This is a genomic window from Aquimarina muelleri DSM 19832 (genome assembly GCF_000430665.1).
GTDB lineage: Bacteria > Bacteroidota > Bacteroidia > Flavobacteriales > Flavobacteriaceae > Aquimarina > Aquimarina muelleri.
Window position 1 is genome coordinate 48,376 of the sequence record NZ_AUML01000030.1, and the last position, 24,808, is coordinate 73,183.

22 protein-coding genes are annotated in these 24,808 nt (G+C 33.4%); 11 read left to right on the forward strand and 11 right to left on the reverse strand.

Features of this window, described 5'->3' with window-relative positions; translation table 11 throughout:
- Positions 1-75: 75 nt before the first annotated feature.
- From porN to H527_RS0112915, 7 genes are all read right to left on the reverse strand, one after another.
- Complete coding sequence (gene porN / locus H527_RS0112885) at positions 76-966, reverse strand: type IX secretion system ring subunit PorN/GldN (protein WP_027413095.1); 891 nt, start codon at positions 964-966, stop codon at positions 76-78.
- Positions 967-984: 18 nt separating this feature from the next.
- Positions 985-2,532, reverse strand: a complete 1,548-nt coding sequence (porM, locus tag H527_RS0112890) for a type IX secretion system motor protein PorM/GldM (protein ID WP_027413096.1) — start codon at positions 2,530-2,532, stop codon at positions 985-987.
- A gap of 52 nt (positions 2,533-2,584) precedes the next feature.
- Entirely contained in the window at positions 2,585-3,214 is a 630-nt protein-coding gene (gene porL, locus H527_RS0112895) for a type IX secretion system motor protein PorL/GldL (RefSeq protein ID WP_027413097.1), read from the reverse strand.
- An 81-nt stretch (positions 3,215-3,295) separates the two neighbouring features.
- Positions 3,296-4,669, reverse strand: a complete 1,374-nt coding sequence (gene porK, locus H527_RS0112900) for a T9SS ring complex lipoprotein PorK/GldK (RefSeq protein WP_027413098.1) — start codon at positions 4,667-4,669, stop codon at positions 3,296-3,298.
- Positions 4,670-4,779: 110 nt separating this feature from the next.
- The gene (locus H527_RS0112905; protein ID WP_027413099.1) at positions 4,780-5,943 is read right to left on the reverse strand and encodes a formimidoylglutamase; all 1,164 of its coding nucleotides are present in this window, start codon (positions 5,941-5,943) and stop codon (positions 4,780-4,782) included.
- Positions 5,944-5,945: 2 nt separating this feature from the next.
- Complete coding sequence (gene topA, locus H527_RS0112910) at positions 5,946-8,447, reverse strand: type I DNA topoisomerase (protein ID WP_027413100.1); 2,502 nt, start codon at positions 8,445-8,447, stop codon at positions 5,946-5,948.
- A gap of 107 nt (positions 8,448-8,554) precedes the next feature.
- Positions 8,555-9,325 carry a hypothetical protein gene (locus H527_RS0112915; protein WP_027413101.1) on the reverse strand — a complete coding sequence of 257 codons (771 nt, stop codon included), beginning with the start codon at positions 9,323-9,325 and terminating at the stop codon, positions 8,555-8,557.
- Between the two features lie 143 nt (positions 9,326-9,468).
- On the opposite strand from H527_RS0112915, the gene miaB reads away from it, so the two are divergent.
- The 7 genes from miaB to groL all read left to right on the forward strand — a co-directional run bounded on the left by miaB (position 9,469) and on the right by groL (position 16,375).
- Positions 9,469-10,914 carry a tRNA (N6-isopentenyl adenosine(37)-C2)-methylthiotransferase MiaB gene (miaB, locus tag H527_RS0112920; protein WP_027413102.1) on the forward strand — a complete coding sequence of 482 codons (1,446 nt, stop codon included), beginning with the start codon at positions 9,469-9,471 and terminating at the stop codon, positions 10,912-10,914.
- Between the two features lie 58 nt (positions 10,915-10,972).
- A complete protein-coding gene (locus H527_RS0112925) occupies positions 10,973-12,232 on the forward strand; it encodes a sigma-54 interaction domain-containing protein (protein ID WP_027413103.1) in 1,260 nt (419 codons plus the stop codon).
- A gap of 96 nt (positions 12,233-12,328) precedes the next feature.
- Positions 12,329-12,835, forward strand: a complete 507-nt coding sequence (locus H527_RS0112930; RefSeq protein ID WP_027413104.1) for an LptE family protein — start codon at positions 12,329-12,331, stop codon at positions 12,833-12,835.
- Positions 12,836-12,896: 61 nt separating this feature from the next.
- Entirely contained in the window at positions 12,897-13,844 is a 948-nt protein-coding gene (locus H527_RS0112935) for a hypothetical protein (protein ID WP_027413105.1), read from the forward strand.
- A gap of 7 nt (positions 13,845-13,851) precedes the next feature.
- On the forward strand, positions 13,852-14,181 hold the full coding sequence (gene secG / locus H527_RS0112940; RefSeq protein WP_027413106.1) for a preprotein translocase subunit SecG: 330 nt from the start codon (positions 13,852-13,854) through the stop codon (positions 14,179-14,181).
- Positions 14,182-14,334: 153 nt separating this feature from the next.
- The gene (locus tag H527_RS0112945) at positions 14,335-14,610 is read left to right on the forward strand and encodes a co-chaperone GroES (RefSeq protein ID WP_024771712.1); all 276 of its coding nucleotides are present in this window, start codon (positions 14,335-14,337) and stop codon (positions 14,608-14,610) included.
- Between the two features lie 127 nt (positions 14,611-14,737).
- Positions 14,738-16,375, forward strand: coding sequence for a chaperonin GroEL (groL, locus tag H527_RS0112950; protein WP_027413107.1), 1,638 nt, complete (start codon positions 14,738-14,740; stop codon positions 16,373-16,375).
- Between the two features lie 131 nt (positions 16,376-16,506).
- Here the strand turns inward: groL and H527_RS0112955 are convergent, their stop codons facing one another.
- Positions 16,507-17,982: a helix-turn-helix domain-containing protein gene (locus H527_RS0112955; protein ID WP_027413108.1), complete on the reverse strand. Its 1,476-nt coding sequence runs from the start codon at positions 17,980-17,982 to the stop codon at positions 16,507-16,509.
- A 218-nt stretch (positions 17,983-18,200) separates the two neighbouring features.
- Here H527_RS0112955 and aceB point away from each other — a divergent pair, with 218 nt between their 5' ends.
- A complete protein-coding gene (aceB, locus tag H527_RS0112960; protein ID WP_027413109.1) occupies positions 18,201-19,799 on the forward strand; it encodes a malate synthase A in 1,599 nt (532 codons plus the stop codon).
- Between the two features lie 45 nt (positions 19,800-19,844).
- Entirely contained in the window at positions 19,845-21,122 is a 1,278-nt protein-coding gene (aceA, locus tag H527_RS0112965; RefSeq protein WP_027413110.1) for an isocitrate lyase, read from the forward strand.
- A gap of 111 nt (positions 21,123-21,233) precedes the next feature.
- Here aceA and H527_RS0112970 read toward each other — a convergent pair whose 3' ends face one another.
- Positions 21,234-21,998: a M15 family metallopeptidase gene (locus tag H527_RS0112970; protein ID WP_027413111.1), complete on the reverse strand. Its 765-nt coding sequence runs from the start codon at positions 21,996-21,998 to the stop codon at positions 21,234-21,236.
- A 154-nt stretch (positions 21,999-22,152) separates the two neighbouring features.
- Positions 22,153-22,704, reverse strand: coding sequence for a DUF3347 domain-containing protein (locus H527_RS0112975; protein WP_027413112.1), 552 nt, complete (start codon positions 22,702-22,704; stop codon positions 22,153-22,155).
- A gap of 195 nt (positions 22,705-22,899) precedes the next feature.
- Between H527_RS0112975 and H527_RS0112980 the strand changes: the two genes are divergently transcribed.
- Positions 22,900-23,355 (forward strand): GAF domain-containing protein, encoded by a 456-nt coding sequence (locus H527_RS0112980; RefSeq protein WP_027413113.1) that lies wholly within the window; start codon positions 22,900-22,902, stop codon positions 23,353-23,355.
- A 41-nt stretch (positions 23,356-23,396) separates the two neighbouring features.
- Entirely contained in the window at positions 23,397-24,413 is a 1,017-nt protein-coding gene (galE, locus tag H527_RS0112985) for a UDP-glucose 4-epimerase GalE (protein WP_027413114.1), read from the forward strand.
- Between the two features lie 90 nt (positions 24,414-24,503).
- Here galE and H527_RS0112990 read toward each other — a convergent pair.
- The coding region (locus tag H527_RS0112990) for a transposase (RefSeq protein WP_027413115.1) at positions 24,504-24,808 on the reverse strand (305 nt) is incomplete at its 5' end.

The following is a 24,808-nucleotide window of genomic DNA, read 5'->3' on the forward strand; positions in this document are numbered from 1 at the left end:
TGAGTAAAAATAATAAAAACGCCTAACTATAAGTTAGGCGTTTTACATAGTATCATTAAATAAATACGGAAATTTTTAATAACTCCACATATCCATTTCGAAATTACGAATACTTTCTTTAATTCTTTCGCTTTCAAGAAGTTGCATTAGAGAGTTATCTATCACATAATCTTTAATCTCTCTATCCCCCTGAATGTTATCTTCTTTATAAATTACAGAATTAAATCTTCTTGCATTAAGAATATGATCATAAGTAAAAGGCATAGAAGTATTTTTTCTATTAAACGCCATAGCATTATGAAATATTTCTCTAGCATCAGGATACCATATCCAAAATAAAGCAACCATATCTGGTTCATCATCATCGATAAAGTTAACATCTGGAGCAACAGGTGCTAGTCCTAGCAATCTGTATCTTAATTCTCCTTGACGTTTATCAAAATACCAGTATCCTCTTATCTTGTACTCTGCAATGTCAGCCGAAGTAATATCCCTTCTATTTACATATTGAGGATCTACTTCCTCTCCTGCATTATACTGCTCATATCCTAAATCTGTAGTATCTATTTTAGACATTGTAGATTGAAGATCTTCAAAAGTACGGGTTTCGGTAAAGTATGAATCTGAATATATATTCTTTATTTTACCATTTTTGATATTACTTATTAAGACATCATAGAGAGAACGACGATTAGCTCCAATATTAAATGTATCTATAGGGTAATACAAAGGGAAATTTATTCTCTCATCTAAATCTATAGTCTCCCATGTGGTCTTTGCCCACAATACATCACGCTTATCGACATAACCATATTCTAAAGGACGGTCATTATCGTATAAGATCTGTTCTTGTGTTTTCTTACCTATCTCATCTGGGTTACTAGCGTTCAAAACGTTTGCTTGTCCAAAAGAAGTATAAGAAACTAATAATCCAAAAACGGTTAATATAAAATTTCTCAAATTCATAACTCGTAGTTTATTTTTTTAATTTGTTAACTCTACAATGACTGGAGATATTTTCTTTAATTTATATCCAGCATTAGTAGTTAACTGTGCTTTTATGTCAATAATCTGAACAGAAGAGCCTCTTTTAGCTTTTCGTAATGCAGATTTGGCCTTAGCATTAAGTCTTCCTCCATTAACACTTACTGTTGGTTGTCCTTCAACTTTAAATTTAAATCCAGTTACTTTTAACTTGATATCAAAATCAAAATCAGGTAAAATAGCACCTATAGAAGAAATTTCAACTGCATTTCTAGCCATTTTAATAGATCCATCCTCACCACGCACTGTACCCACTGGTCTTGGAATATCTTTAATTCTAAATTTCTTACTATCGCTTACTGTTGCACCGTTTGGCAATTTACCACTAACTTTGATACTTACCTCTCTAGCTCTTACTGTAGTTACATTCATCATGTACTTACCAGCTCCACCAAGTTTTTTCAACCCAGGAGCAGATGCATTAACTGAAGGTACACCAGGAATAGAAATAGTCATTGGATTATTTACTCCTCGATATACCACATTCATCTTATCTGCTGAGATAACTGCCGAATTTGGTTTAGGAATAACTGCATAAGAACTCTTAATAGGAATAGTTACAATAGAATCTCCTTCTTTAAATTGAAGTTCACCAGCTACTTCTCTTTCTCCCACATTACCTGCAGGAAAATCTAACATAATTTGCCCATTCGTAACCTCTGTTTGCTCTTTACCATTTACCATAACTTTGGTTGGCTTAAGCGTAGCATCAAAACGTCCTAAAACGATTCTTCCTTTAAAGCTTTCTCCACTAAAAAAAGCAGTTTTATCTGGAACTACTATTGCTTCGTAATTGCTAAAAGAAAGTTCAGAAGCTTGTTGACCTGCTAATAATGCAGAAAGAACTTTACTCTCTGTAGTTTTAACATCTGCTTGCATCTGTGTAAGCTTAGTTAATGAAGCAACTAATGGAAATCCTTCAAAATTATATTTCAACCAATTTTTAGTAACTCCGTCACCATCTTTAACGTCATCTGTTTTAAAAGTTTTATCTACATCATCTGCCACTGTAGGCTCTACTTCTTTAACAGAACGTATAGCCGAGGATACACCATCTCTATACTTAGTTACATTATCTAAAAATTCTTGTGCAGATGCAGTAATAACTCCACCTTCAAAAAATTTAGCATCTAACTCATCTCCTTTATCCATTGCTTCATAATCAGTTGGATCGTCTCTTCCTTCTAATAATTCAGCTTTAATTTTATCTAAATAATCGTTAAACTCATTTGATAAAGCACTAATTTGATCCGCTTTTTCTTTTAACGGGGTGTATTTTTCTGGTTGTTCGGAAACTTTTTCAGCTAAACCTGCCATAAACGCACTATTACGTTGTGTAGATAGGGTATTAGACTCGGTTAATTTTTCGTTCATCAAACCGAAAGCTGACAATACTTCTTTTGACATGTTTAGTGCCATCATTGCGATGAAAACCAGATACATCAGGTTAATCATCTTCTGCCTTGGGGATAATTTTCCTCCTGCCATATTCTTCTTAGATTTTTGGTAGTTATTATAAAATAATTAATTAATAAAAATGTTAACTTCTGTTCATTGCAGTTAACATACCACCATATACTCCATTAAGAGAAGAAAGGTTACTAGCAAGACTTTCCATTTGATCTTTAAGCTTAGCTGCATTATCTGCTATTGCTTGATTAGCTTCAGCCTGACGTGCAGAAGACTCTAATTGCACTTTATATAGGCTATTCAGAGACTCCATTTGAGCAGCTGCTTGTGTGATTTCTTCACTATATTTTTTCTGCCCTTGAATAGAGTCTACTGTTGGAGAAATACCTTTTGCTGCACCTTCAAAATTACGGATGCTTTCACCAAGACTACTCATAAGGCTTGAATCTACTCTAGCTTCTTTTAGCATATCATCTAATTTTTTAGACAACAATCCCTCTGGAGTAGTTTCTTTTTCTTTTTTGTCTTTTCTATTTCCTCCTGCTAATTCAGGATAAACAAGAGACCAATCTAATTCGTTATCTACTGGTTCAAATGCAGATACTGTAAATACTAATGCTTCTGTAACCAGACCAAGGATAAGCATTTCATTACCAAATGGCCAGTGCATGATTTTAAAAAGTGCACCTAATATTACAACGGCTGCTCCCAGACCGTATACCATATTCATTAATTTTTTGCTTGCTTTTGAATTTGCCATAATAAATTTGTTTTGTTTTTTTTAAATCTAATTTAGTTTTAAAAAAGGTTAGTAATTAAGTTTGATAGAAAATTTTGGGACTTATTTTTGATTCTGAGTATTAGCTTCTCCAGTCACGTCAGTACCCATATAGTCCTGAACGGTTCTAAATCCGATATAACTCCTCGCAGAATCAGCGTATTCATAATCTCTGGTGCTTACTTGTAGGAAATAAGCTACATCTTTCCAAGATCCACCACGTACAACTTTACGTTTGTTTTCATCATCATTGACATTTGGGTTCATTGATGACACATATTCGTATGCTGCTGGATCATAAGATGACTGTACCCACTCAGAAACATTACCCGCCATGTTATATAAGTTATAATCATTTGGGTCAAATGTCTTGGCTTCTACAGTATATAAAAAATTATCTGCTGCGTAGTTTCCTCTAAGAGGCTTAAAGTTTGCTAAAAAGCATCCTCTATCATTTAACGCATATGGACCACCCCAAGGATACGTTGCTGACTCGAGGCCTCCTCTAGCGGCATATTCCCATTCTGCTTCTGTAGGCAGTCTGAAATAATTTACAAATTCTTTCCCTCTCTGTTTTTGATAGGTATTTTTCTCTATAGTTCTCCAACGACAGAAGGCTTTAGCTTGCTCCCAAGAAACCCCTACTACTGGATAATCATCATATGCACTATGCCAAAAATAGTCATTATGCATAGGCTCATTATAGGAGTAATTAAAATCCTTAATCCATACCGTTGTATCAGGATATACTTCAATAACTTCTTCTTTGACAAAATCTTTTCTTCCACCTTTTTTAGCTCTGGCTGCTGCCTGAATATCCATCCAAGTAAATCTAAATTGAAATTTACTTACGTCTAGAGTTCTTCTTCCATTATACGATTCTTCCAATGGAATATACATAGTATCCATAACCTCTGCATAAAACTCATCTGGATAATCTTCAATATCCCATTCGATATCTATATCCTTATTAAGTCTTCTACCTTCATAGCCAGTCTCTCCTGTACCACTATAGTTATCGTACATGTATTTTTCATAGACAGACATGTTCTCAGTATCTGCATCTAAAAATGCAAATTCTCCGATACCGTCATCACCTGGGGTTTTACCTAGATCATCTGCCATTATCGCAAGTCTCATTCTAACTACAGAATCGCGAACCCAACTTACAAATTGTCGATACTCACTGTTTGTGATTTCGGTTTCATCCATATAAAACGAACGAACAGTAACCATCCTCGTGGGAGCGTTTGCGATAGCCGCTTTGTCATCATCCGACTTACCCATAATGAACGATCCTCCGGGGATGAGAGCCATACCATATGGTTTTTCGGGGTGCCATTTTTTTCCTTGTGCTCCAACCAGTTCTCCTCGGTTTCCTCCGCCACAACTGTAGAGCATAGCTAAAATAGCAAATAGTGATACAAATTTCTTCATAACGTGTTTTAGGTTAAGATCTTCTAGATTTAAGGACGTAAACCTATTTATTTATTTCCAGAAAAACAATTTTTTTCCAAAAAAAACCTTAAATCTGCCTAATAAAAATGTTAAACTTCGTTTTTTCGTTTTGCTTTATACCATCTTTCAGGTATTTCTTGATTACAAGCACGCTCATAATCATTGTATGTGCATGGTAATAACGTATGTCTTTGTAATTTATTATTACCAGATGAAATAAATGGTATTTCTATCCACCATCTTCCAGTCATCGCACTTTTATAAAAAGACAATATTTCATCTTCAACTGGAACATTATAATGCAGCGTATTTTTTGATCCTCTTATATTAAATTCATTAGACCTATAGTTAACTCCTTCTACAAAATACCAAATGATTTGCGCTATCAAAAGTGCTGTTGTTTCCTCATTTTTGAAATTTTTAAACTCATAAATACCAAGACTTTTAATTTTATCGCTAATACCTGCATACCTTGAAATAGCACATATTTCTCGACCATCAAAGCCATTAGGAGAAGATGTAAGCCCGTTTAAACTTAAAGAGTTTATAACCCCTAAATCTATAGAAACAAGATCTGCATCTCTCATTATAGGCTCCACTATAGTCACATCCGAAACAACTTCTCCTAATCGATATGCATCAAAATACAATTTTTCTATAAGATCAATCTCTTCTTGTGCATTAAAATATGTCTGATAACCTATATTGCTGTAATTAAATAAGTTATACGGCTGCTCTATTATAATTTTACTCACAAAAGATGTATTTGTTATGGATTGAGAAGAATTACCTAAATCAAACTTACTATCCACATTTACCAAATTAACCATACGCTCTAAAACATCAAATGATCTATATTGAGCATATACTAAATCCTGACTTCCTCCTAAAATAATAGGAACAATATCTTTCTTCAATAAATCAGACAGTACCTCCTGAACTAAATAATAAGTATCACTAACTTCGTTACCAGGAACAATATCCCCCAGATCGACAATACTTGTACTCCAGTTACCTGGATAAAGTTCGTACAAAGATTTACGAATATTATCAAAATTTAATTCTTCTCCTAGAAAATCAACACCATTTCTGTTTTCACAAACCCCTAGAACAGCAATATCAATTTTTTCCAGATCCGGAAATCCATTCTCTATTGTATGAATTTTAATTTGTTTTCCTAATGTATGTTCTGAAAGTGTTTCGGTATGCGCTACTACTAATTCACTAACGGGTACAAGAAATTCAAAAGACATATTTATTTCTTTTTAGCAGTCTTTGTTGTTGTTTTCTTTTTTGCTGTAGTTTTTTTCTTTGGAGCATTTTTCTCTATAAGATCTTTTACTTTATCCAAAGTCAATTTTGTTGCATCTACAGTTTTTGGCAACTCGATTTTAATCTTACCTTTTATAACATTACTACGACCCCATCTTGCTTTTTCCACTCGAATCCCTTCATCTTCCCAATTATGTATAACTTTATCTATTTCCTTCTGTTTCTTATCTTCAATAAGGTTAATTATGTCTTGATCAGAAAGGTTATCAAAATCATACTTTTTGTTCACGTTAATAAACATACTATTCCATTTAATAAAAGGACCAAATCGCCCTGTACCTTTTTGAACCGGTAGATTTTCGTAGGTATATATAGGAGCATCTGCTTTTTCTTTAGCATCTATTAACTCGATAGCTCTATCCAAATTAGTATTTAAGGGATCTTCTCCTTTTTCTAGCGAAACAAATTTCTCTCCGAATTTCACGTAAGGCCCAAATCTCCCATTATTAACCACAATGGTTTCTCCTTTATATTCTCCAAGTTCTTTTGGCAACTGAAAAAGATCCATTGCTTCTTCAAAAGTAATTCCACTTAATGTCTGACCAGGAGATAAACTTGCAAACCTTGGCTTATCCTCATCCTCTACACTACCGATTTGAACCATAGGTCCAAATTTACCTAATCGCACACTTACTACTTTTCCAGTAGACGGATCTTCGCCTAAAATTCTCTCCCCAACTTCTCTTTCTGCATTTTGAGAAACATCTTCAACCCGTGGATGAAATTCTTGATAAAACGCTCTCATTACCTGAGTCCAATCTTCTTGCCCTTCTGCTATTTCATCAAAATCCTGCTCTACTTTTGCTGTAAAATTGTAATCTAAAATTCCAGCAAAATGATTTACCAAAAAATCATTTACTACCATTCCTACATCTGTTGGAATCAATTTCCCTTTATCACTGCCAACTTTTTCGGATAATTTTTTCTCTTTTACAGAATCTCCTGAAAGAATCATCTGTATATAATTACGCTCTTCTCCTTCTTTAGAACCTTTTTCTACATAATTTCTGTTTTGAATTGTAGAAATTGTAGGCGCATACGTTGATGGTCTTCCAATCCCTAATTCTTCTAACTTTTTGACTAATGCAGCTTCTGTATACCTGCTTGGAGGCCTAGTGAATCTTTCTGTAGCAGAAACATAACTATTAAACAAGTCTTCTTGCACTTTCATTGCAGGAAGGATACCTTCTTGCTCTTCATCCTCGTCATCGTTTCCTTCCAGATATACTTTTAAAAATCCTTCAAATTTTATTACCTCTCCATTGGCTGTAAAATGTTCTTTATGAGTGTTGGCTTCTATTTTTACATTAGTTCTTTCTAATCTAGCATCGCTCATTTGTGAGGCAATAGCACGTTTCCAAATCAATTCGTATAATCGTTGTTGGTCATAATCAACATTTACACTATGCATGGAAAAATCTGTAGGTCGTATTGCTTCGTGAGCTTCTTGAGCTCCTTTTGATTTACCTTTGTATTGCCTTGGCTTACTATACTCTTCTCCATACGCTGAGTCAATTTCTGCTTTTGCACCATTCTGAGCCTCTACAGACAGATTCACACTATCTGTTCTCATATAAGTAATTAACCCTGCTTCGTACAACCGTTGTGCCATAGTCATTGTTTTACTAACAGAAAAATACAATTTTCTTGAAGCTTCCTGCTGTAAAGTAGATGTTGTAAATGGAGGTGCTGGTGATTTCTTTGCTGGTTTTGTAGAAAGATCTGCTACCTTAAAGGACGCCCCAAGATTTTTCTGCAAAAAAGCTTGAGCCTCTTGTTTTGTTTTAAAATTCTTAGGCAACTTGGCTTTAACAGACCTACCTTCTTTATTAGTAAACTCTGCATCAATTCGATATGAGGCTTCTGCACTAAAACCCAGTATCTCCCGCTCTCTTTCTACTATTAATCGCACAGATACAGATTGCACTCTACCAGCCGATAATCCTCCTTTAACTTTTCGCCATAAAATCGGGGATAGCTCATACCCCACTAAACGATCTAAAACTCTTCTGGCTTGCTGCGCATTTACCAGATTATAATCTATACTACGAGGGTTTTCTATTGCTTTTAAAATTGCATTTTTTGTAATCTCATGAAAAACAATACGTTTCGTTTTGTTCTTATCTAATTTTAAGGTTTCTGCAAGATGCCATGCAATTGCCTCCCCCTCTCGATCCTCATCACTTGCTAACCAAACCATATCTGCCTTCTTAGAAAGGTCTTTTAGTTTTTTAACAACATCTTTCTTGTCTTTAGAAACAATATATTTAGGCTCAAAATCACCTTCAACATCTACTCCTAATTCTTTGGAAGGCAAATCAGCAATATGTCCAAAACTGGATGCTACCGTAAATTCTTTCCCAAGAAATTTCTCTATAGTTTTTGCCTTAGCAGGCGACTCCACAATCACTAAATTCTTAGCCATAATCCTTTAATTTCTGACGACAAAAGTATATGAATTTTTTGATATCAAGATTCTTTATCAAAAAATTAGTTTAAAAAAAACCTGCCAATCAGCAGGTTTTTTACTTTTTATTTTATTAAAAATGTGTTTTCATTTTCCAATTCCTCTTCTTCAAAACCTATTGCATCCTTATACACAAAATAGACTGGTAGCAATGCAAAAGAGGAGGTAAAAAACACTCCAACAAAGCACATAATAAAACCAACCATCGTCGCTAACATAGAAGATACCCAAACTAATCCAAAAACAAGTAGCCACTTTTTATTTCCTAGTTTAAAACTTGCTTTTATTAAATCTGAGACTTCTATCTCTGGATTAAAAGCAAATAAAACTCCTAGAAGCTGCAATGGTACAATTACATAAAAAAGAGGGAAATAACATAATGCTATAGCCAAAAGTGCTATCCCAAAAGTTACTAAAGAAAGAAGAAGAACTTTTCTTAAATTTCTACCTTTAAGAAAAACAAAATACGAGGACGTTTCTGGAAGACCTAAATCCACCTCTTTACAAACCTTATAGAAATGTGCTGTTATCCCAAATTGAAATGCTGATGCTACAATAGATACTATAAAAACCAATATCACAAATAAAATCATAAGACCTATAGACACCTCTTCACTAGGATACCCATGCCCATATCCTGAAGAAACCCCTGCTAAAGCAATAATGGGTATATACATTACAAAAATTAATGGAAGCATCACCAAAAAAGAAATCAATAAATGCACAAATCCTTGAAGCCATACTTTTTTAAAAAGCTCTATACTTTTATTAAAAATACCTCCAAAATCCAAAGAATTACAATTCTCTATCTTTTCAAAGAGTTTATCAGATGTCATATAATTATATTTTTGTTTAAGTGAAAAAAAAGGTCAAATATAGATTTTTTACAAAATAAACCCCTGCCACTTTGTCATAAATCGTATTAAAAAGTATCTTTGCATATTATTTGCCCTAAATTGATAAGGAATTATTTTTTTTTATGGAGAAGATTATTGACGAAAATAAACAAGGCCAACCTCTTGTTCTTGATTACAATAAAAACAACCAACGCAAGCTTTTTATTGAAAGTTACGGTTGTCAAATGAATTTTAGTGATAGTGAAATTGTTGCTTCTATTTTGGCTAAGGAGGGGTTTAATACTACACTAAATCTAGAGGATGCAGACTTAGTTTTAGTAAACACCTGTTCTATTCGTGAAAAAGCAGAGCAAACAGTTCGGAAACGATTAGAAAAATATAATGCCGTAAAAAAAATTAACCCAAGAATGAAAGTTGGAGTTCTGGGCTGTATGGCTGAAAGATTAAAAAGCAAATTTCTAGAAGAAGAAAAAATTGTAGATCTTGTTGTTGGCCCTGATGCATATAAAGATTTACCAAATTTAATTGAAGAAGTCGATGCTGGACGCAATGCTGTAAATGTAGTTCTTTCTAAAGAAGAGACCTATGGAGACATCTCTCCTATACGACTACAGAGCAATGGAGTGTCTGCTTTTGTATCTATAACAAGAGGATGCGATAACATGTGTACATTTTGTGTCGTTCCTTTTACCAGAGGAAGAGAACGCAGTCGAGATCCACAAAGTATTCTCGAAGAAATTGATGATTTAGTCCATCAAAACTTTAAGGAAATTACTTTATTGGGTCAAAATGTAGATAGTTATCTATGGTACGGTGGTGGTCTAAAAAAAGACTTTGAAAAAGCAAGTGATTTTCAAAAAGCTACCGCAGTAAATTTTGCAAAGCTTTTGGATATGACTGCTAAAAAACATCCTAAATTACGCATTCGTTTTTCGACATCTAATCCACAAGATATGACTCTCGATGTTATTGAGATTATGGCTAAACATAAAAACATTTGCAAGCACATACATCTTCCTATTCAAAGTGGAAGTGATCGTATTCTAAAAGAAATGAATCGTTTACACACCAGAGAAGAGTACATAAAATTAGTGACTGATATAAAAAAAATAATTCCTGATTGTGCCATAACTCAGGATATGATCATTGGTTTCCCCACAGAAACTGAAGAAGATCATCAAGATACATTATCACTGTTAGAAAACATAAAATACGAACATGGTTACATGTATGCCTATTCGGAAAGACCAGGGACACTTGCTGAACGCAAATTAGAGGATGATGTCCCAGAAAAAACCAAAAAAAGAAGACTTGCCGAAGTCATACAATTACAACGTAGCCATAGCGCATACAGACATCAAAACTACATAGGAGAAACGTTTGAGGTATTAATAGAAAAAGAATCTAAAAAATCAGATCAACATTGGAGTGGCAGAACCACAAAAAACATAGTAGCAATATTTCCTAAAGAGAATTATAAAGTAGGAGATTTTGTAATGGTTCGTATAGATGAATGCACAAGCGCTACCTTACTTGGTAGAGCAATCGAGTATTCTGACAACAACTAACTTACCAACACAGACTAAACATTAAAAAGTAAAATAAACCATTAATAGTTTATTATAAATGGAATCAGTTCAAGCCACAAAACAAAGATTCGGAATCATAGGTAATGACCCTAAATTAAACCGCGCAGTAGAAAAATCCATACAAGTAGCGCCTACTGATATTTCGGTTTTAGTGACTGGAGAAAGTGGTGTAGGAAAAGAAAGTATTCCTAAAATAATACACTCTTTATCTCACCGAAAACATGGCAAATATATTGCTGTAAACTGTGGAGCAATCCCTGAAGGAACAATAGATAGCGAGCTTTTTGGCCATGAAAAAGGAGCATTTACAGGAGCTACACAAACCAGAAGTGGCTATTTTGAAGTTGCCGATGGAGGAACAATATTTCTGGATGAAGTAGGGGAATTACCTCTCACTACTCAAGTTCGCCTCTTAAGGGTTTTAGAAAACGGAGAGTTTATTAAAGTAGGATCTTCAAAAGTACAAAAAACAGATGTTCGCATTGTTGCCGCAACCAATGTAAATATGTTTGAAGCAATCAAAAAAGAAAGATTTCGAGAAGACCTATATTATCGCCTTAGTACTGTAGAAATACTTTTACCTCCTCTTAGAGAACGTAAAGACGACATCCATTTACTCTTTAGAAAGTTTGCTTCTGATTTCGCTACCAAATACAAAATGCCAACCATACGGTTAAGTGATGAAGCAGTTATACTTTTAGAAAAGTATCACTGGAGTGGTAACATTAGACAACTACGCAACATTGCCGAGCAAATTTCAGTCCTTGAGCAAAACAGAGCTATAACCGCAGCTTCTCTTCATGGATATCTGCCAAATATGGGAAATAATTTACCCGCAGTAATTTCTTCAGATAAAAAAGAGAGTAACTTCAGTAACGAAAGAGAGATTTTATACAAGGTCTTATTTGATATGAAAAGCGATCTTAATGACCTGAAAAAACTAACTATGGAGTTGATGCAAAATGGAAATAATCAACAAGTCCAAAAAGATAATGAAGGATTAATTCAAAAAATTTACCAAGAGAAAGAAGAGACGCATTTTGAAAAACCAGTAAGAAAACCTACCTCTGAAGTACTTGAAATACAGTCACAAAATACAATTCAAAGAACAGAAGACGATAAATATCATTTTGCTGAAGAAATTGAAGAAGAAGAAACACTATCCTTGCATGATAAAGAGTTAGAGTTAATTAAAAAATCTTTAGAACGCCACAGAGGGAAACGAAAAGCTGCTGCAGAAGAATTAGGAATTAGTGAACGTACCCTGTATAGAAAAATAAAACAATATGACCTCTAATTAGGTTTAAGGAAATTATTTTATCCAAAAATTATTAAAAATATTATCAAAACTTTTTCAACATAGTTAGCAACCATAAGAAATCACAAAATACAAATGACTAAACTAAAATGCATTATTGTATTGATCATAAGCATACCTCTTCTTCAAGGGTGTGGCGCATACTCTTTTAGTGGAATATCTATTTCCCCTGAAACAAAAACATTTCAGGTTAATTTTTTTCAAAATCAATCTCCGAGAATTTTCCCAGGAGCAGATCAAACTTTTACGAATCAATTACAAGATTTAATCCTTAATCAAACTAACCTTAGTTTAACAAATTCTGGAGGAGATATTATTTATGAAGGAGAAATTGTACAAGATTATGTATCTCCTAACACTGCCACATCAGATATTACAGCAGCTCAAAACCGTTTAACCATTGCAGTTAATATGAGATTTTATGACGCAAAAGATTCTACACAAGATATGGAACAACGTTTTTCATTTTTCTTTGATTACCCAGCTTCATCATCAGAAAACACCATAAGAGATGAAGCTTTACAGATAATTTTTGAAAGAATCACGCAAGATATGTTTAATGCTACTTTAGCTAAATGGTAAGTTATCTTTTAGTTATTAGTTTTAATTCCTTAGATCGAACAACATTATAATTTAAAAATACTTGAACACTAAAGAGTTTACATATATACTACAAAATCCTAAACAATTAGATAAAGAACAAGGATATGCTCTAGAAAAAATCATCAAGACATTCCCTTATTTTCAATCTGCAAGATCTTTATTTTTAAAATCTTTAAAATCTCAAGAAAGTTTTAGATACAATCAAGAATTAAAAATTACTGCAGCACATACTACAGATCGTAGTGTTTTATTTGATTTTATTACCTCGGATATTTTCAAAGAAAATACCAAAAATCAAGATGTAAAAAAGAAACACACCTCTGAGATAGAGGTTATTGATCCTCAAGAAATAAAAGCGTCGCCTAGAATCACTATGGACGAAGCTATACGGATGAAGATAAAAGAGGCCGAAGATGTTCTGGATCCTGCTTTATTTTTTACTCGAAAAGAAAATAAACCCCTTAAAAGTCTTGAAAAAGAATCTGAAATTTCCGAAACACAACAAGATCTTCAAAAGTCAGAAAAACAAAATAAAACACCCGAAGAAATATTACAAATAAATAAACCTCTTGATTTTACAAAAAAAGAAACACACTCATTTACAGAATGGCTAAAAATCACCTCTTTAGATCCAATAAAGAGAGACTCTAATCAAAAAACAACGTCATCTAATTCTAAAAATAAAGAAAACAAGTCTCAAAAACCTCTAGAACAAAAAGATAAGTTTAATTTAATTGATGAGTTTATCGCAAGTAATCCAAAAATAAAACCTGTTGCTAAAAATGCTCCTGCCCGTGATCTGACTAAAGAAAACACAGTCCCAACAGACGAATTAATGACAGAAACTCTGGCTCGAGTTTATCTGAATCAAAAAAATTATAAAAAAGCAATTCAGGCATACAATATATTAATTTTGAAAAATCCCGAAAAAAGTGGTTTCTTTGCAGACCAAATTCGAGCAATAAAAAAAACACAAGAAAATAAATAACAATATAATGACAACTTTCTCAATTTTTCTGATACTTATCGTTATTGTATCTTTCTTACTAGTAGTAGTAATTATGGTACAAAATCCTAAAGGAGGTGGCTTATCCTCATCTTTTGGTGGTGGTGGAACTCAACAATTAGGTGGTGTAAAAAAAACTACCGATTTTCTCGACAAAAGCACATGGACTCTAGCTACATTATTATTAGTTTTGATTCTGTTATCAAATGTTGATTTAATGGGAAGCAGTTCTATTCCAGAATCAAAAGTAAATACTGAAGATATTCAGGTAGAAGCTCCTGTAGCTCCTCCTGCAGCAAAAGAAGATGACAAAGAATAGCATCTTTAAAAAAATATAAAATATAAAAAATGTCGACTTGTCATAAAGTCGACATTTTTTATTTCAATTTGTCAGTATCCATTTACTGGCATAATTTCTGAAATGATATCTTTCAAAGATTTCATTTTAATTTTATAACAAAAACTAATCATAATGGGAGTAAATATTAAACCTCTTTCAGATCGTGTGGTTGTAGAGCCATTACCGGCAGAAACACAAACAGCATCAGGATTGTTCATACCTGATTCGGCTCAGGAAAAACAACAAAAAGGTAAAGTAGCTGCCGTAGGTGGCGGTAAAAAAGATCATGACATGACGGTTAAAGTTGGAGACACCGTACTTTATGGTAAATATTCTGGTACTGAGTTAAAATTAGATGGAAAAGACTATCTAATCATGCGTGAGGATGATATACTAGCAATTGTATAAGAACACACATATCAATTTAAAAAATTACAAAAAACAAATCTAATATTATACTATTCAACAAACTCCATTTAATTATTTTGGAACATCGAATAATATAATTTAAGATTTAATTAAAAAAAAATAAATTATGGCAAAAGACATAAAATTTGACATAGAAGCAAGAGACGGTATCAAACGTGGTGTTGATGCTCTGGCTAATGCAGTAAAAGTAACTTTAGGACCTAAAGGACGTAATGTAATCATTAGTAAATCTTTTGGCGCCCCTACAGTTACTAAAGATGGGGTTTCTGTAGCTAAAGAAGTAGAACTAGAGGATCCTTTAGAAAACATGGGAGCTCAAATGGTGAAAGAGGTAGCTTCTAAAACTAATGATTTGGCTGGTGACGGTACTACTACCGCAACCGTTTTAGCACAAGCAATAGTAAAAGAAGGCCTTAAAAATGTAGCTGCCGGGGCTAATCCTATGGATCTTAAACGCGGTATTGACAAAGCTGTTGAAGCTATCACTGCTAATCTTGAAAAACAAACTCAAGAAGTAGGTGACTCTTCTGACAAAATAAAACAAGTAGCTGCTATTTCTGCTAACAATGACGAAACTATTGGAGATCTTATCGCTCAAGCTTTCGGAAAAGTTGGTAAAGAAGGGGTTATTACAGTAGAAGAAGCTAAAGGTACAGATACTACCGTAGATATCGTAGAAGGGATGCAATTTGACAGAGGATATCTTTCTCCTTATTTTGTTACCAATAGTGAAAAAATGACAGCAGATCTTGAAAATCCATATATCTTATTATATGATAAAAAGATCTCTGCTATGAAAGATTTACTTCCTGTATTAGAGCCTGTTGCTCAAACTGGAAAACCTCTTTTAATTATTGCAGAAGATGTAGATGGAGAAGCATTAGCTACATTAGTAGTAAACAAACTACGTGGTGCATTAAAAATTGCAGCTGTAAAAGCTCCTGGATTTGGAGATCGACGCAAAGCTATGCTAGAGGATATAGCTATCCTAACAGGTGGTACTGTAATCTCTGAAGAACGCGGATTTACTTTAGAAAATACCACTATAGAACACTTAGGTACTGCAGAAAAAGTAGCAATTGACAAAGATAACACCACCGTAGTAAATGGTGCTGGAGGAGAAGATTTAATCAAAAATAGAGTAAATCAAATTAAAGCTCAGATTGAAACTACTACTTCTGACTATGATAAAGAAAAACTACAGGAGCGTCTAGCTAAACTAGCTGGTGGTGTTGCTGTATTATATGTAGGTGCTGCTTCTGAGGTAGAAATGAAAGAGAAAAAGGATCGTGTAGATGATGCACTTCATGCAACTCGTGCTGCTGTTGAAGAAGGTATTGTTGCTGGTGGTGGTGTAGCTCTGGTTAGAGCTAAATCTGTATTAGACAATGTAAAAACCGAAAACGCAGATGAAGCTACAGGAGTACAAATCGTTAATCGTGCTATCGAATCTCCTCTTAGAACTATCGTTGAAAATGCTGGTGGAGAAGGATCTGTAGTAATTGCTAAGGTTCTTGAAGGTAAAGATGATTTTGGTTATGATGCTAAATCTGAAACTTATGTAGATATGCTTAAAGCAGGTATCATCGATCCTAAAAAAGTAACTCGTATTGCTCTAGAAAACGCTGCTTCTGTAGCAGGAATGATCCTTACTACTGAGTGTGCTTTAATAGACATCAAAGAAGAATCTGCTGGAGGTGGTGGAATGCCGCCAATGGGTGGAGGTATGCCAGGAATGATGTAGGCACCCAGCGACAGCGAAATTATTAGCTTGTTTATAAAGCAATAATACGCTATCAAAATTATTTAGCCTATCATATTAATAAAAAAACCCATCTCAAATTAATGAGATGGGTTTCATTATATAACATACATTTAAGAATATTTCTTCATAATATCTTCTACCAGTGCTGCTGTTTTCTTATGCTTATCTTTTGCAATTAATCGTTTTGGAGGCGCTTTTCTCACTTCACAATCGGTTAGAGAGCACGATTCACAAGTAACCCCAACCTTAATCCTTGGGATTTTAGAATCATCAACAAAACTTATTTTTTTAACTAAAGCTGGAGAAATTAAAAAACCAATTCCAATACTGCGATAATACTCTTTTCTAAATGGATCTTTTGTTGCCGATGTAAATACTAAATACTGTTGATCCGTATCTGCATAATCAGAAATCTGAATATTAAAAGCATAGTCCAGATCCTTATTAGACACATGCTGTAAGATTTTTATAGCCATCCATCGTCGGCAATAATGCTCGTTAACCTCATTAGCATGGGGCTGCTGTTGATGGGTAATATGCAATTCCTTAACTAAATTAAATTTTTCTGCGCCTAATTTATGCGTAAATCGAAGAAAGAACACATTTTGCATTCCAAAATCCTTTGGCAATACATTAGTAAGTCGTTGATAAAAAGACTCTGGAGAAGCATTATACAAATTCATAATTTTATGAAAAGCCTTCTCGGAAAACCGTTTCATTGCAAAAACATTTTTAAGGTGATCTTTAAGGTGGTTTCTAGGAATAATCAATGCTCCTGCAAAATAAGATGCATAAAAATTATGTAAAACTTCTTCGAAATTATCATATCGTATCCAAGAAAAAGTATAAGGTCTGTCTTTGATTTCTAAGTACTGATACCCTAACTCTTTTGCATAAATAAATGTTTTTTGAGCCTCATCTACCCTATTAGATAATAAAAGTGTCTTTGTAGAAGGCACAAATACTGATCTTAGATTATCTAACTCCTTTTGCTCAGGAAGACCTTCAACATTAATTGTATACCCATACTCTTCTTCAAGAATTTCTTCCAGCTCTTTCGAAGTTATTTTTCCTGTTAAATCTAATTGATAAGAATTAGCACATCGCACAGCTTTATCTTCAAGATCTTTAAAAAAGTTGTTATGTGCTTCTTGGTAAGATCGTAACGAAGCTAAATAAAACCCTTCACGACTCATATTATAATGCTGAGCAATCTCTATAATTGTGCTAATAAACGCATTAACCTTTGATGGTGCATTAGCAATAATATCAATTAAATCACTCTGTTGTATCCCAAATAACTCTAATGGTATCTCGTCTAATATCCCTGACTGCAAAATTTCGCCTATTGGAGCTAAATTTTTATCTAGTTTTAAAGAAACTAAGTGATCATATGGTACCTCTAGTGTTTCTGCCAGCTTAATTATTTTATCTGTCTTAGGGTATTTTTTTCCTTTTTCTATTTCATTTAAATATGATTTAGACAGTCCACAAAGTTTAGACAACCCAAAAAGAGACAAATCCTTTTCTGTTCGTATTTGCTTGATTTTCAGACCAAAAATCAATCTTATATATTCTTCTGCTATTACCATAAATCCAAAAGTAATCTTTTTTGCGTAATTGTCTAAAAAATAAAAAAACAACATTTAGCGAACGTTCGCTTGTTTTGTAAAAAACTTTTTTTTAATATTGTTCACTCAAACGATATTAGTCATGAAAATTCATAATGGGTATTTAAGAAAAAATCATTATCGACAGGCACATCACATCATTAGATTAACCCGTCATTTAAATTTTAAAGCAGATGGAAATTCAAACAAACCTTAGTCAGAAAATCAGCTTCTCTAAAGAAGTTACAAATTATCATCCTGAAATTTTAACAGATGGTGCCCTGAATTTTTTGGAGGCTTTACAAGATCGTTTTAACAAAAGACGATTAGCTCTTTTAAAAAATCGAGAAAGTCAACAGCATCTATTTGATCTGGGAATGCACCCTTCTTTTCCAGAAAACACCAAAGAGATTCGTAATAGCGAGTGGAGTGCCTCACCAATTCCTCTAGATTTACAAGATCGTAGAGTCGAAATTACTGGCCCTGTGGAAAGAAAAATGATCATTAATGCTTTAAATTCTGGAGCTAAAACTTTTATGGCCGACTTCGAAGACAGTAATGCACCTCTTTGGGAAAACTGTCTACAAGGTCAAAAAAACCTAAAGGATGCGGTCAAAAAAACTATTTCGTTCTACAATCCTAAAAGAGACAAAACCTATCACCTTAATGAAAAAACAGCTACATTAATTGTACGTCCCAGAGGATTACATCTTAATGAAAAGCATCTTTTAATAAAAAATGAAGAAATAAGTGCCTCTCTTTTTGATTTTGCCTTATATCTTTTTCATAATAACAAACAACTTAAAGAAAATGGTTCTGGCCCCTATTACTATATACCAAAACTAGAGCATTTCACAGAGGCCATCTGGTGGAACGACGTAATTGATTTTTCTGAAGAGTATTTAAAAATAGAACATGGCACAGTAAAGGTTACTGTCCTTGTAGAAACTATTACTGCTAGCTTTCAACTAGATGAAATAATATATGCTTTAAAAGATCATATCGTAGGATTAAACTGCGGAAGATGGGATTATATCTTTAGTTACATCAAAAAACTAAGAGCCCACAAAGGGTTTATAGTTCCTGATCGAAGTCAAGTTACCATGAGTAGCCCTTTTATGGACGCATACAGCACTTTAGTTATACAAAGGTGCCATAAAAGAAACATCCTAGCCATTGGAGGGATGGCTGCTCAAATTCCTATTAAAAACGATGAAACCAAAAATGCTACAGCATTTGCAAAGGTTAAAATTGACAAAGAAAGAGAGGTTAAAAATGGACACGACGGCACTTGGGTAGCACATCCTGGTTTAGTAAAATTAGCAATGGAAGTATTTGATAAATATATGCCCACTACAAATCAAATTGATATAAAACGAAACGATATAAAAATTACGGAAGCAGATCTTTTAACTATTCCAAAAGGTACTATTACCGAAAAAGGAATACGACAAAACATTAACGTGGGTATTCATTATATAGCAGCATGGTTGGGCGGTAATGGCGCAGTAGCATTGTATCATTTAATGGAAGATGCTGCAACCGCAGAAATTAGCAGAACCCAAATATGGCATTGGTTAAAAAATGAAGTCGTGCTAGAAGACGGCAGAGTTTTTAATACGTCATTTTTTCAGACTGTTTTTGAAGAAGAACTACAAGTGATTAAACAACAAATAGGAAACCTTCTATTTGAAACCAAAAACTATCAGAATGCAATTGATATTTTTCACAGACTAGTTACAAATACAGAGTTTGAAGAATTTCTTACCAACAGAGCATATAAGTACATCTAAATAAAAACATAAATAAAATTAAGAAAAATAGTAAATCCATAAGCCATGAGTACAGAACAAAGAATAGAAGAGTTGATTATTGATTGGACTACAAATCCAAGATGGAAGAATATTGAACGTCCTTATACTGCTCAAGAAGTAGTAAAACTACAAGGATCGTATAAAATTGAACATAGCATTGCTAAATTAGGAGCAGAAAAACTATGGATGAAGTTAAAAACTCAAGATTTTGTAGCAGGATTAGGAGCACTTACAGGAAATCAAGCCGTACAAGAGGTTGAAGCTGGATTAGAAGCTATTTACCTAAGTGGATGGCAAGTTGCTGCCGATGCAAATCTTGCAGGGCAAATGTATCCGGACCAATCTTTATATCCAGTAAACAGTGTTCCACAAGTAGTAAAAAGAATAAATAATGCTTTGTTACGTGCAGATCAAATACAGATAGTAAATGGAGAAAAACACACAAAAGATTATCTTGTACCAATTGTAGCAGATGCAGAAGCTGGTTTTGGCGGAAACCTAAATGCTTTTGAACTAATGAAATCTATGATTGAATCTGGTGCAAGTGGTGTTCATTTTGAAGATCAATTGAGTTCTGCTAAAAAGTGCGGGCATTTGGGAGGAAAAGTATTGGTTCCAACACAGGAAGCTATCAACAAATTAGTTGCTGCTCGTCTTGCTGCCGATGTTATGGGAGTCCCTGCTATTATTATAGCCCGTACAGATGCAGATGCTGCTAACTTACTAACAAGTGATATAGATGATCGCGATAGACAATTTGTAACAGGAGAACGTAGCGATGAAGGTTTCTTTTATGTAAAAAATGGGATCGAACAAGGAATCGATCGTGGATTATCCTATGCTCCGTACGCAGATCTTATTTGGATGGAAACTAGCAATCCTGATTTAGAACAAGCTCGCAAATTTGCTAACGCTATACATGCTAAACATCCAGATCAAATGTTAGCATATAATTGCTCTCCTTCTTTTAACTGGGCTGCAAAACTTACTGTCAAAGAAATGGAAACATTTAGAGAAGAACTAGCTGCAATGGGATACAAGTTTCAATTTATAACATTGGCAGGGTTTCATGCATTAAACACTAGTATGTTCGAGTTATCCAAGGCATACAAAGAAAGAGGAATGGCTGGGTATTCTGAACTACAAGAAAGAGAATTTGCTTTACAAAAAGATGGCTTTAAAGCTGTAAAACATCAAGGGTTTGTTGGCACCACTTATTTTGATGCGGTACAAAATACAGTGACCGCAGGCAAATCTTCTACTGTAGCAATGAAAGGCAGTACTGAAGTGGAACAATTCTAATAGACACAATAGTAATTTTTTTCCGATTTTTACCATTGTTCTTTAAAAACGACATTCACTATATGAGTGTCGTTTTACTTCACTTTGTTTTAAATACTAAACAGAACACCTTTACTCACATTCCCATTTAAAATCTGATATTTTAAATTTAATATTTGTTTTAAAATTATAATGCCACCACTCTGTTCGTATCGTTTTAAATCCATGTTTTTCCATTGTCTCTCGTAATAATTTACGATGCCCTAAAACAGTTTTTGGAAGTTTTGTGTAAGCATGATGCGCCTCTTTACCAAAATAGTCAAAATCTGTACCCATATCAACATGTCCTCCTGCAGACCTAACCAAAGTAATATCTACTGCTGCTCCTCTATTATGAATTGACCCTCCTTTAGGATCTGCCACATATCCTGGATTAGGAAAAATTTTCCACATTTTTTTCTGTACACTATAAGGGCGATAACAATCAAAAAATTTTATCCTATAACCTTGTGCTAGCAAATCATTATTTGCTTTTATAAGAGCTTCTGCAACCTCTTCTCTAACATAACATTTCTCACAGGAGTATACTTTTTCTTTTAAAAAATTATCAGAAGTAGCATATTTCATATCTAAAATAAATTCATCAGATAACTCTTCTATATTTACAAAACCTTTACTATTTTGATTTAATTTTACATCAGGTTCTCCATTAAGAATTACTAGTGAATCTTTATTTTTAAGCATGCTCTGCTCTACTTTTTCTCCTCGTAATTGCAGTGTCTTAGACCTTTCTAAAAGAGCTAAAATTTGACTATTCGACTCTGCAACTACTTTTGCTTCATTACAACCAAAAATTAGCACAGAAAAAATCAAAACTATCAATTTTCTCTTATTCATATCTTTTTCTTTTATTCCAATTATCAATAACTATCCAATATATCTTCATAATTGAACTTTCCCCAAAGTCTAATTAATCCCATACTTGACCTCTTTAAATATAGCGTTTTTTTCAAAACTTTTTTATCTTAACAAAAAAGACTATTCTATATTTTTATTTAAAAATTTTCTTAACGCTTCCACTAGTAAGCATTTTCTTACCAAAATAAGGGTTTCTTATTTCTTTAGAATTAGAAAACCAATATCCTCCTTTTCCTTCAAAAACCATTGGACAAAACTGCTGATAGATCTCTCCAGAAGTTATATCAACCTTATTAATATGTTTTTCTATTTCATGCGTTAATCCAACAAAAAAATCACGTTGTTTATGAATATCTTTTGTTAAAGCAATAAGCTTGGATATTGCTTTAAGTTGCTTATCCTCATCAAAATCTTTAATAACTGCTCCCAATTTCTTTGCCTGTGACTGCACTTCTTTTTCATTAGAGTTCACTAAGGCTTTTTTAATAGATAAATATAAATCAAATATTTGTTGGTCTTTTGCTTGAGAAAATACAACCTTTGTTTGACTATCTGTACTATCATAATCCTTATTATAGTCTATTTTTTCATCCTCAATAACAGGCTCTATTTTTTTACTCTTTTTATCAGCAGTGCAAGAGGCATTTAATCCTCCTAAAATTAGTACTACTATTAAATATCGCATTATTACATTAAAAAAATTATGTATCAAAAAAAACATATCTACTTTCTTTTTTAAGAGATATCAAAAATACTCTATACATGAGGTAATTACCAAAGGATTATTGTATTTATAATTATTATTTTTAACAAAACAATACCATTCTAAATAAGAAGTTTTTCTAAATATTTTAGATACTTTTGCGAAAAAATTGGAAGAATGATTTTTGAAGATTTAAAACCTAAAGTAGAACAACTACTTAAAAACAATGATATAACAGTAACAGAAAGGCTTGAATTAACCTGCCAACTACTTAAAGACAACATTAATTATTATGATTGGGTTGGCTTTTATTTTAAAAATGGAGACAAAGACGAATTAAAACTTCGTGCGTATGTTGGAGAAGAAACAGACCATATAATTATCCCTTTTGGAAAAGGAATTTGCGGTCAGGTTGCTGTTTCTAACGAAAATTTTGTGGTTCCTGATGTACAAGCTCAAGATAATTATATTGCATGTAGCCTTACTGTTAAATCCGAAATAGTAATTCCTTTATTTAAAAACGGTGAAAATATCGGTCAAATCGATATTGATTCTGAAACTCCAGATCCGTTTACAGAAAAAGATGAAAGGTTTTTAGAATTTGTAAATCAAGAAGTTGCTAAAATCCTTTAATTATTGTTCCTTACCTTAAACAAACATAAAACCACTTACATATGAAAATCTTAGTCACGGGGGGATTGGGATTTATAGGTTCTCATACCGTTGTAGAATTACAGAATAAAGGATACGAAGTAATTATTATTGATAATTGCTCAAATTCGTCGCCCGAAGTTTTAAAAGGAATTACAGCAGTAACTGGAAAACAACCTATTTTTGCACAATTTGATCTCAGAGAAAAAAATAAGGTAGAAGATTTTTTTTTAACGCATAATGATATTGAAGGAGTTATACATTTTGCAGCCTCTAAGGCAGTAGGAGAAAGTGTAGAAAATCCTTTATTGTATTATGAAAACAACTTATCTACGCTAATTTACATTTTACAACAATTAGCTAGTAAACCATCTGCTAGCTTTATTTTTAGCTCATCTTGTACTGTTTACGGACAAGCTGACGAACTACCTATTACAGAAGATGCTCCAGTAAAAACTGCAGAATCTCCTTATGGAAACACAAAACAAATCGGAGAAGAAATCATTAGAGATACTTGTAAGGTATATCCTAAATTAAAGGCAGTTGCTTTACGTTATTTTAATCCCATAGGAGCTCATCCATCAGCCGAAATTGGAGAACTACCAATAGGGGTTCCTCAAAACCTTGTGCCATTTATCACACAAACAGCTATGGGACTTAGAGAACAACTGTCTGTATTTGGAGATGACTACCCTACAAATGATGGAACCTGTATAAGGGATTACATTCATGTAGTAGACTTAGCAAAAGCGCATGTAGTCGCATTACAACGTTTATTGGAACACAAAAACAAGTCGAATTACGAGGTTTTTAATGTAGGAACTGGAACTGGAAGCTCTGTTCTGGAAGTGATCCAATCTTTTGAAAAGGTTTCTAATCAAAAACTAAACTACAAAATTGTAGCAAGAAGACAAGGAGATATCACTGCTGCTTATGCAGATACTTCTAAAGCAAACAATGAGTTAGGATGGAAAGCAAATAGCTCCCTAGATGAATCCCTTAGCTCTGCTTGGAAATGGGAACAGAAAGTAAGAGGATAAAAAAAGACATAAAAAAAACCTGAAGAAAATTCTTCAGGTTGACACTGTTTCATTAAGTGTGTAACTTAAAATATCGAGGGTTTGACTTTTTTAAAGTCTTACCCTTTTTTCATATATAATTAAGAACTGATTAAGGATTATTCCCCAATTTGCGATTGGCATAGACCATTTTTTGGTTGCTTCTCTGGTAGCCAAATATACAGATTTCATCACAGCTTGATCCGTAGGGAATGATAATTTGTTTTTGGTATACTTTCTGATTTTTCCATTCAGGTTTTCAATAAGGTTTGTTGTGTAAATAATTTTTCTGATCTCTAGTGGAAATTCAAAGAAAGCTGTAAGCTCCTCCCAATTGTCTCTCCAACTTTTTATGGCATAAGAATATTTTGCTTCCC

What these genes read in the sequence shown, in the direction of transcription:
- secG (WP_027413106.1), top strand. Translation starts at nt 13,852, where the DNA reads ATGACAACTTTCTCAATTTTTCTGATACTTATCGTTATTGTATCTTTC.
- H527_RS0112930 (WP_027413104.1), top strand. Translation starts at nt 12,329, where the DNA reads ATGACTAAACTAAAATGCATTATTGTATTGATCATAAGCATACCTCTT.
- H527_RS0112970 (WP_027413111.1), bottom strand. Translation starts at nt 21,998, where the DNA reads ATGAATAAGAGAAAATTGATAGTTTTGATTTTTTCTGTGCTAATTTTT.
- aceA (WP_027413110.1), top strand. Translation starts at nt 19,845, where the DNA reads ATGAGTACAGAACAAAGAATAGAAGAGTTGATTATTGATTGGACTACA.
- miaB (WP_027413102.1), top strand. Translation starts at nt 9,469, where the DNA reads ATGGAGAAGATTATTGACGAAAATAAACAAGGCCAACCTCTTGTTCTT.
- groL (WP_027413107.1), top strand. Translation starts at nt 14,738, where the DNA reads ATGGCAAAAGACATAAAATTTGACATAGAAGCAAGAGACGGTATCAAA.
- porK (WP_027413098.1), bottom strand. Translation starts at nt 4,669, where the DNA reads ATGAAGAAATTTGTATCACTATTTGCTATTTTAGCTATGCTCTACAGT.
- aceB (WP_027413109.1), top strand. Translation starts at nt 18,201, where the DNA reads ATGGAAATTCAAACAAACCTTAGTCAGAAAATCAGCTTCTCTAAAGAA.
- galE (WP_027413114.1), top strand. Translation starts at nt 23,397, where the DNA reads ATGAAAATCTTAGTCACGGGGGGATTGGGATTTATAGGTTCTCATACC.
- H527_RS0112925 (WP_027413103.1), top strand. Translation starts at nt 10,973, where the DNA reads ATGGAATCAGTTCAAGCCACAAAACAAAGATTCGGAATCATAGGTAAT.
- H527_RS0112905 (WP_027413099.1), bottom strand. Translation starts at nt 5,943, where the DNA reads ATGTCTTTTGAATTTCTTGTACCCGTTAGTGAATTAGTAGTAGCGCAT.
- porN (WP_027413095.1), bottom strand. Translation starts at nt 966, where the DNA reads ATGAATTTGAGAAATTTTATATTAACCGTTTTTGGATTATTAGTTTCT.
- H527_RS0112980 (WP_027413113.1), top strand. Translation starts at nt 22,900, where the DNA reads ATGATTTTTGAAGATTTAAAACCTAAAGTAGAACAACTACTTAAAAAC.
- H527_RS0112945 (WP_024771712.1), top strand. Translation starts at nt 14,335, where the DNA reads ATGGGAGTAAATATTAAACCTCTTTCAGATCGTGTGGTTGTAGAGCCA.
- porM (WP_027413096.1), bottom strand. Translation starts at nt 2,532, where the DNA reads ATGGCAGGAGGAAAATTATCCCCAAGGCAGAAGATGATTAACCTGATG.
- topA (WP_027413100.1), bottom strand. Translation starts at nt 8,447, where the DNA reads ATGGCTAAGAATTTAGTGATTGTGGAGTCGCCTGCTAAGGCAAAAACT.
- H527_RS0112915 (WP_027413101.1), bottom strand. Translation starts at nt 9,325, where the DNA reads ATGACATCTGATAAACTCTTTGAAAAGATAGAGAATTGTAATTCTTTG.
- porL (WP_027413097.1), bottom strand. Translation starts at nt 3,214, where the DNA reads ATGGCAAATTCAAAAGCAAGCAAAAAATTAATGAATATGGTATACGGT.
- H527_RS0112975 (WP_027413112.1), bottom strand. Translation starts at nt 22,704, where the DNA reads ATGCGATATTTAATAGTAGTACTAATTTTAGGAGGATTAAATGCCTCT.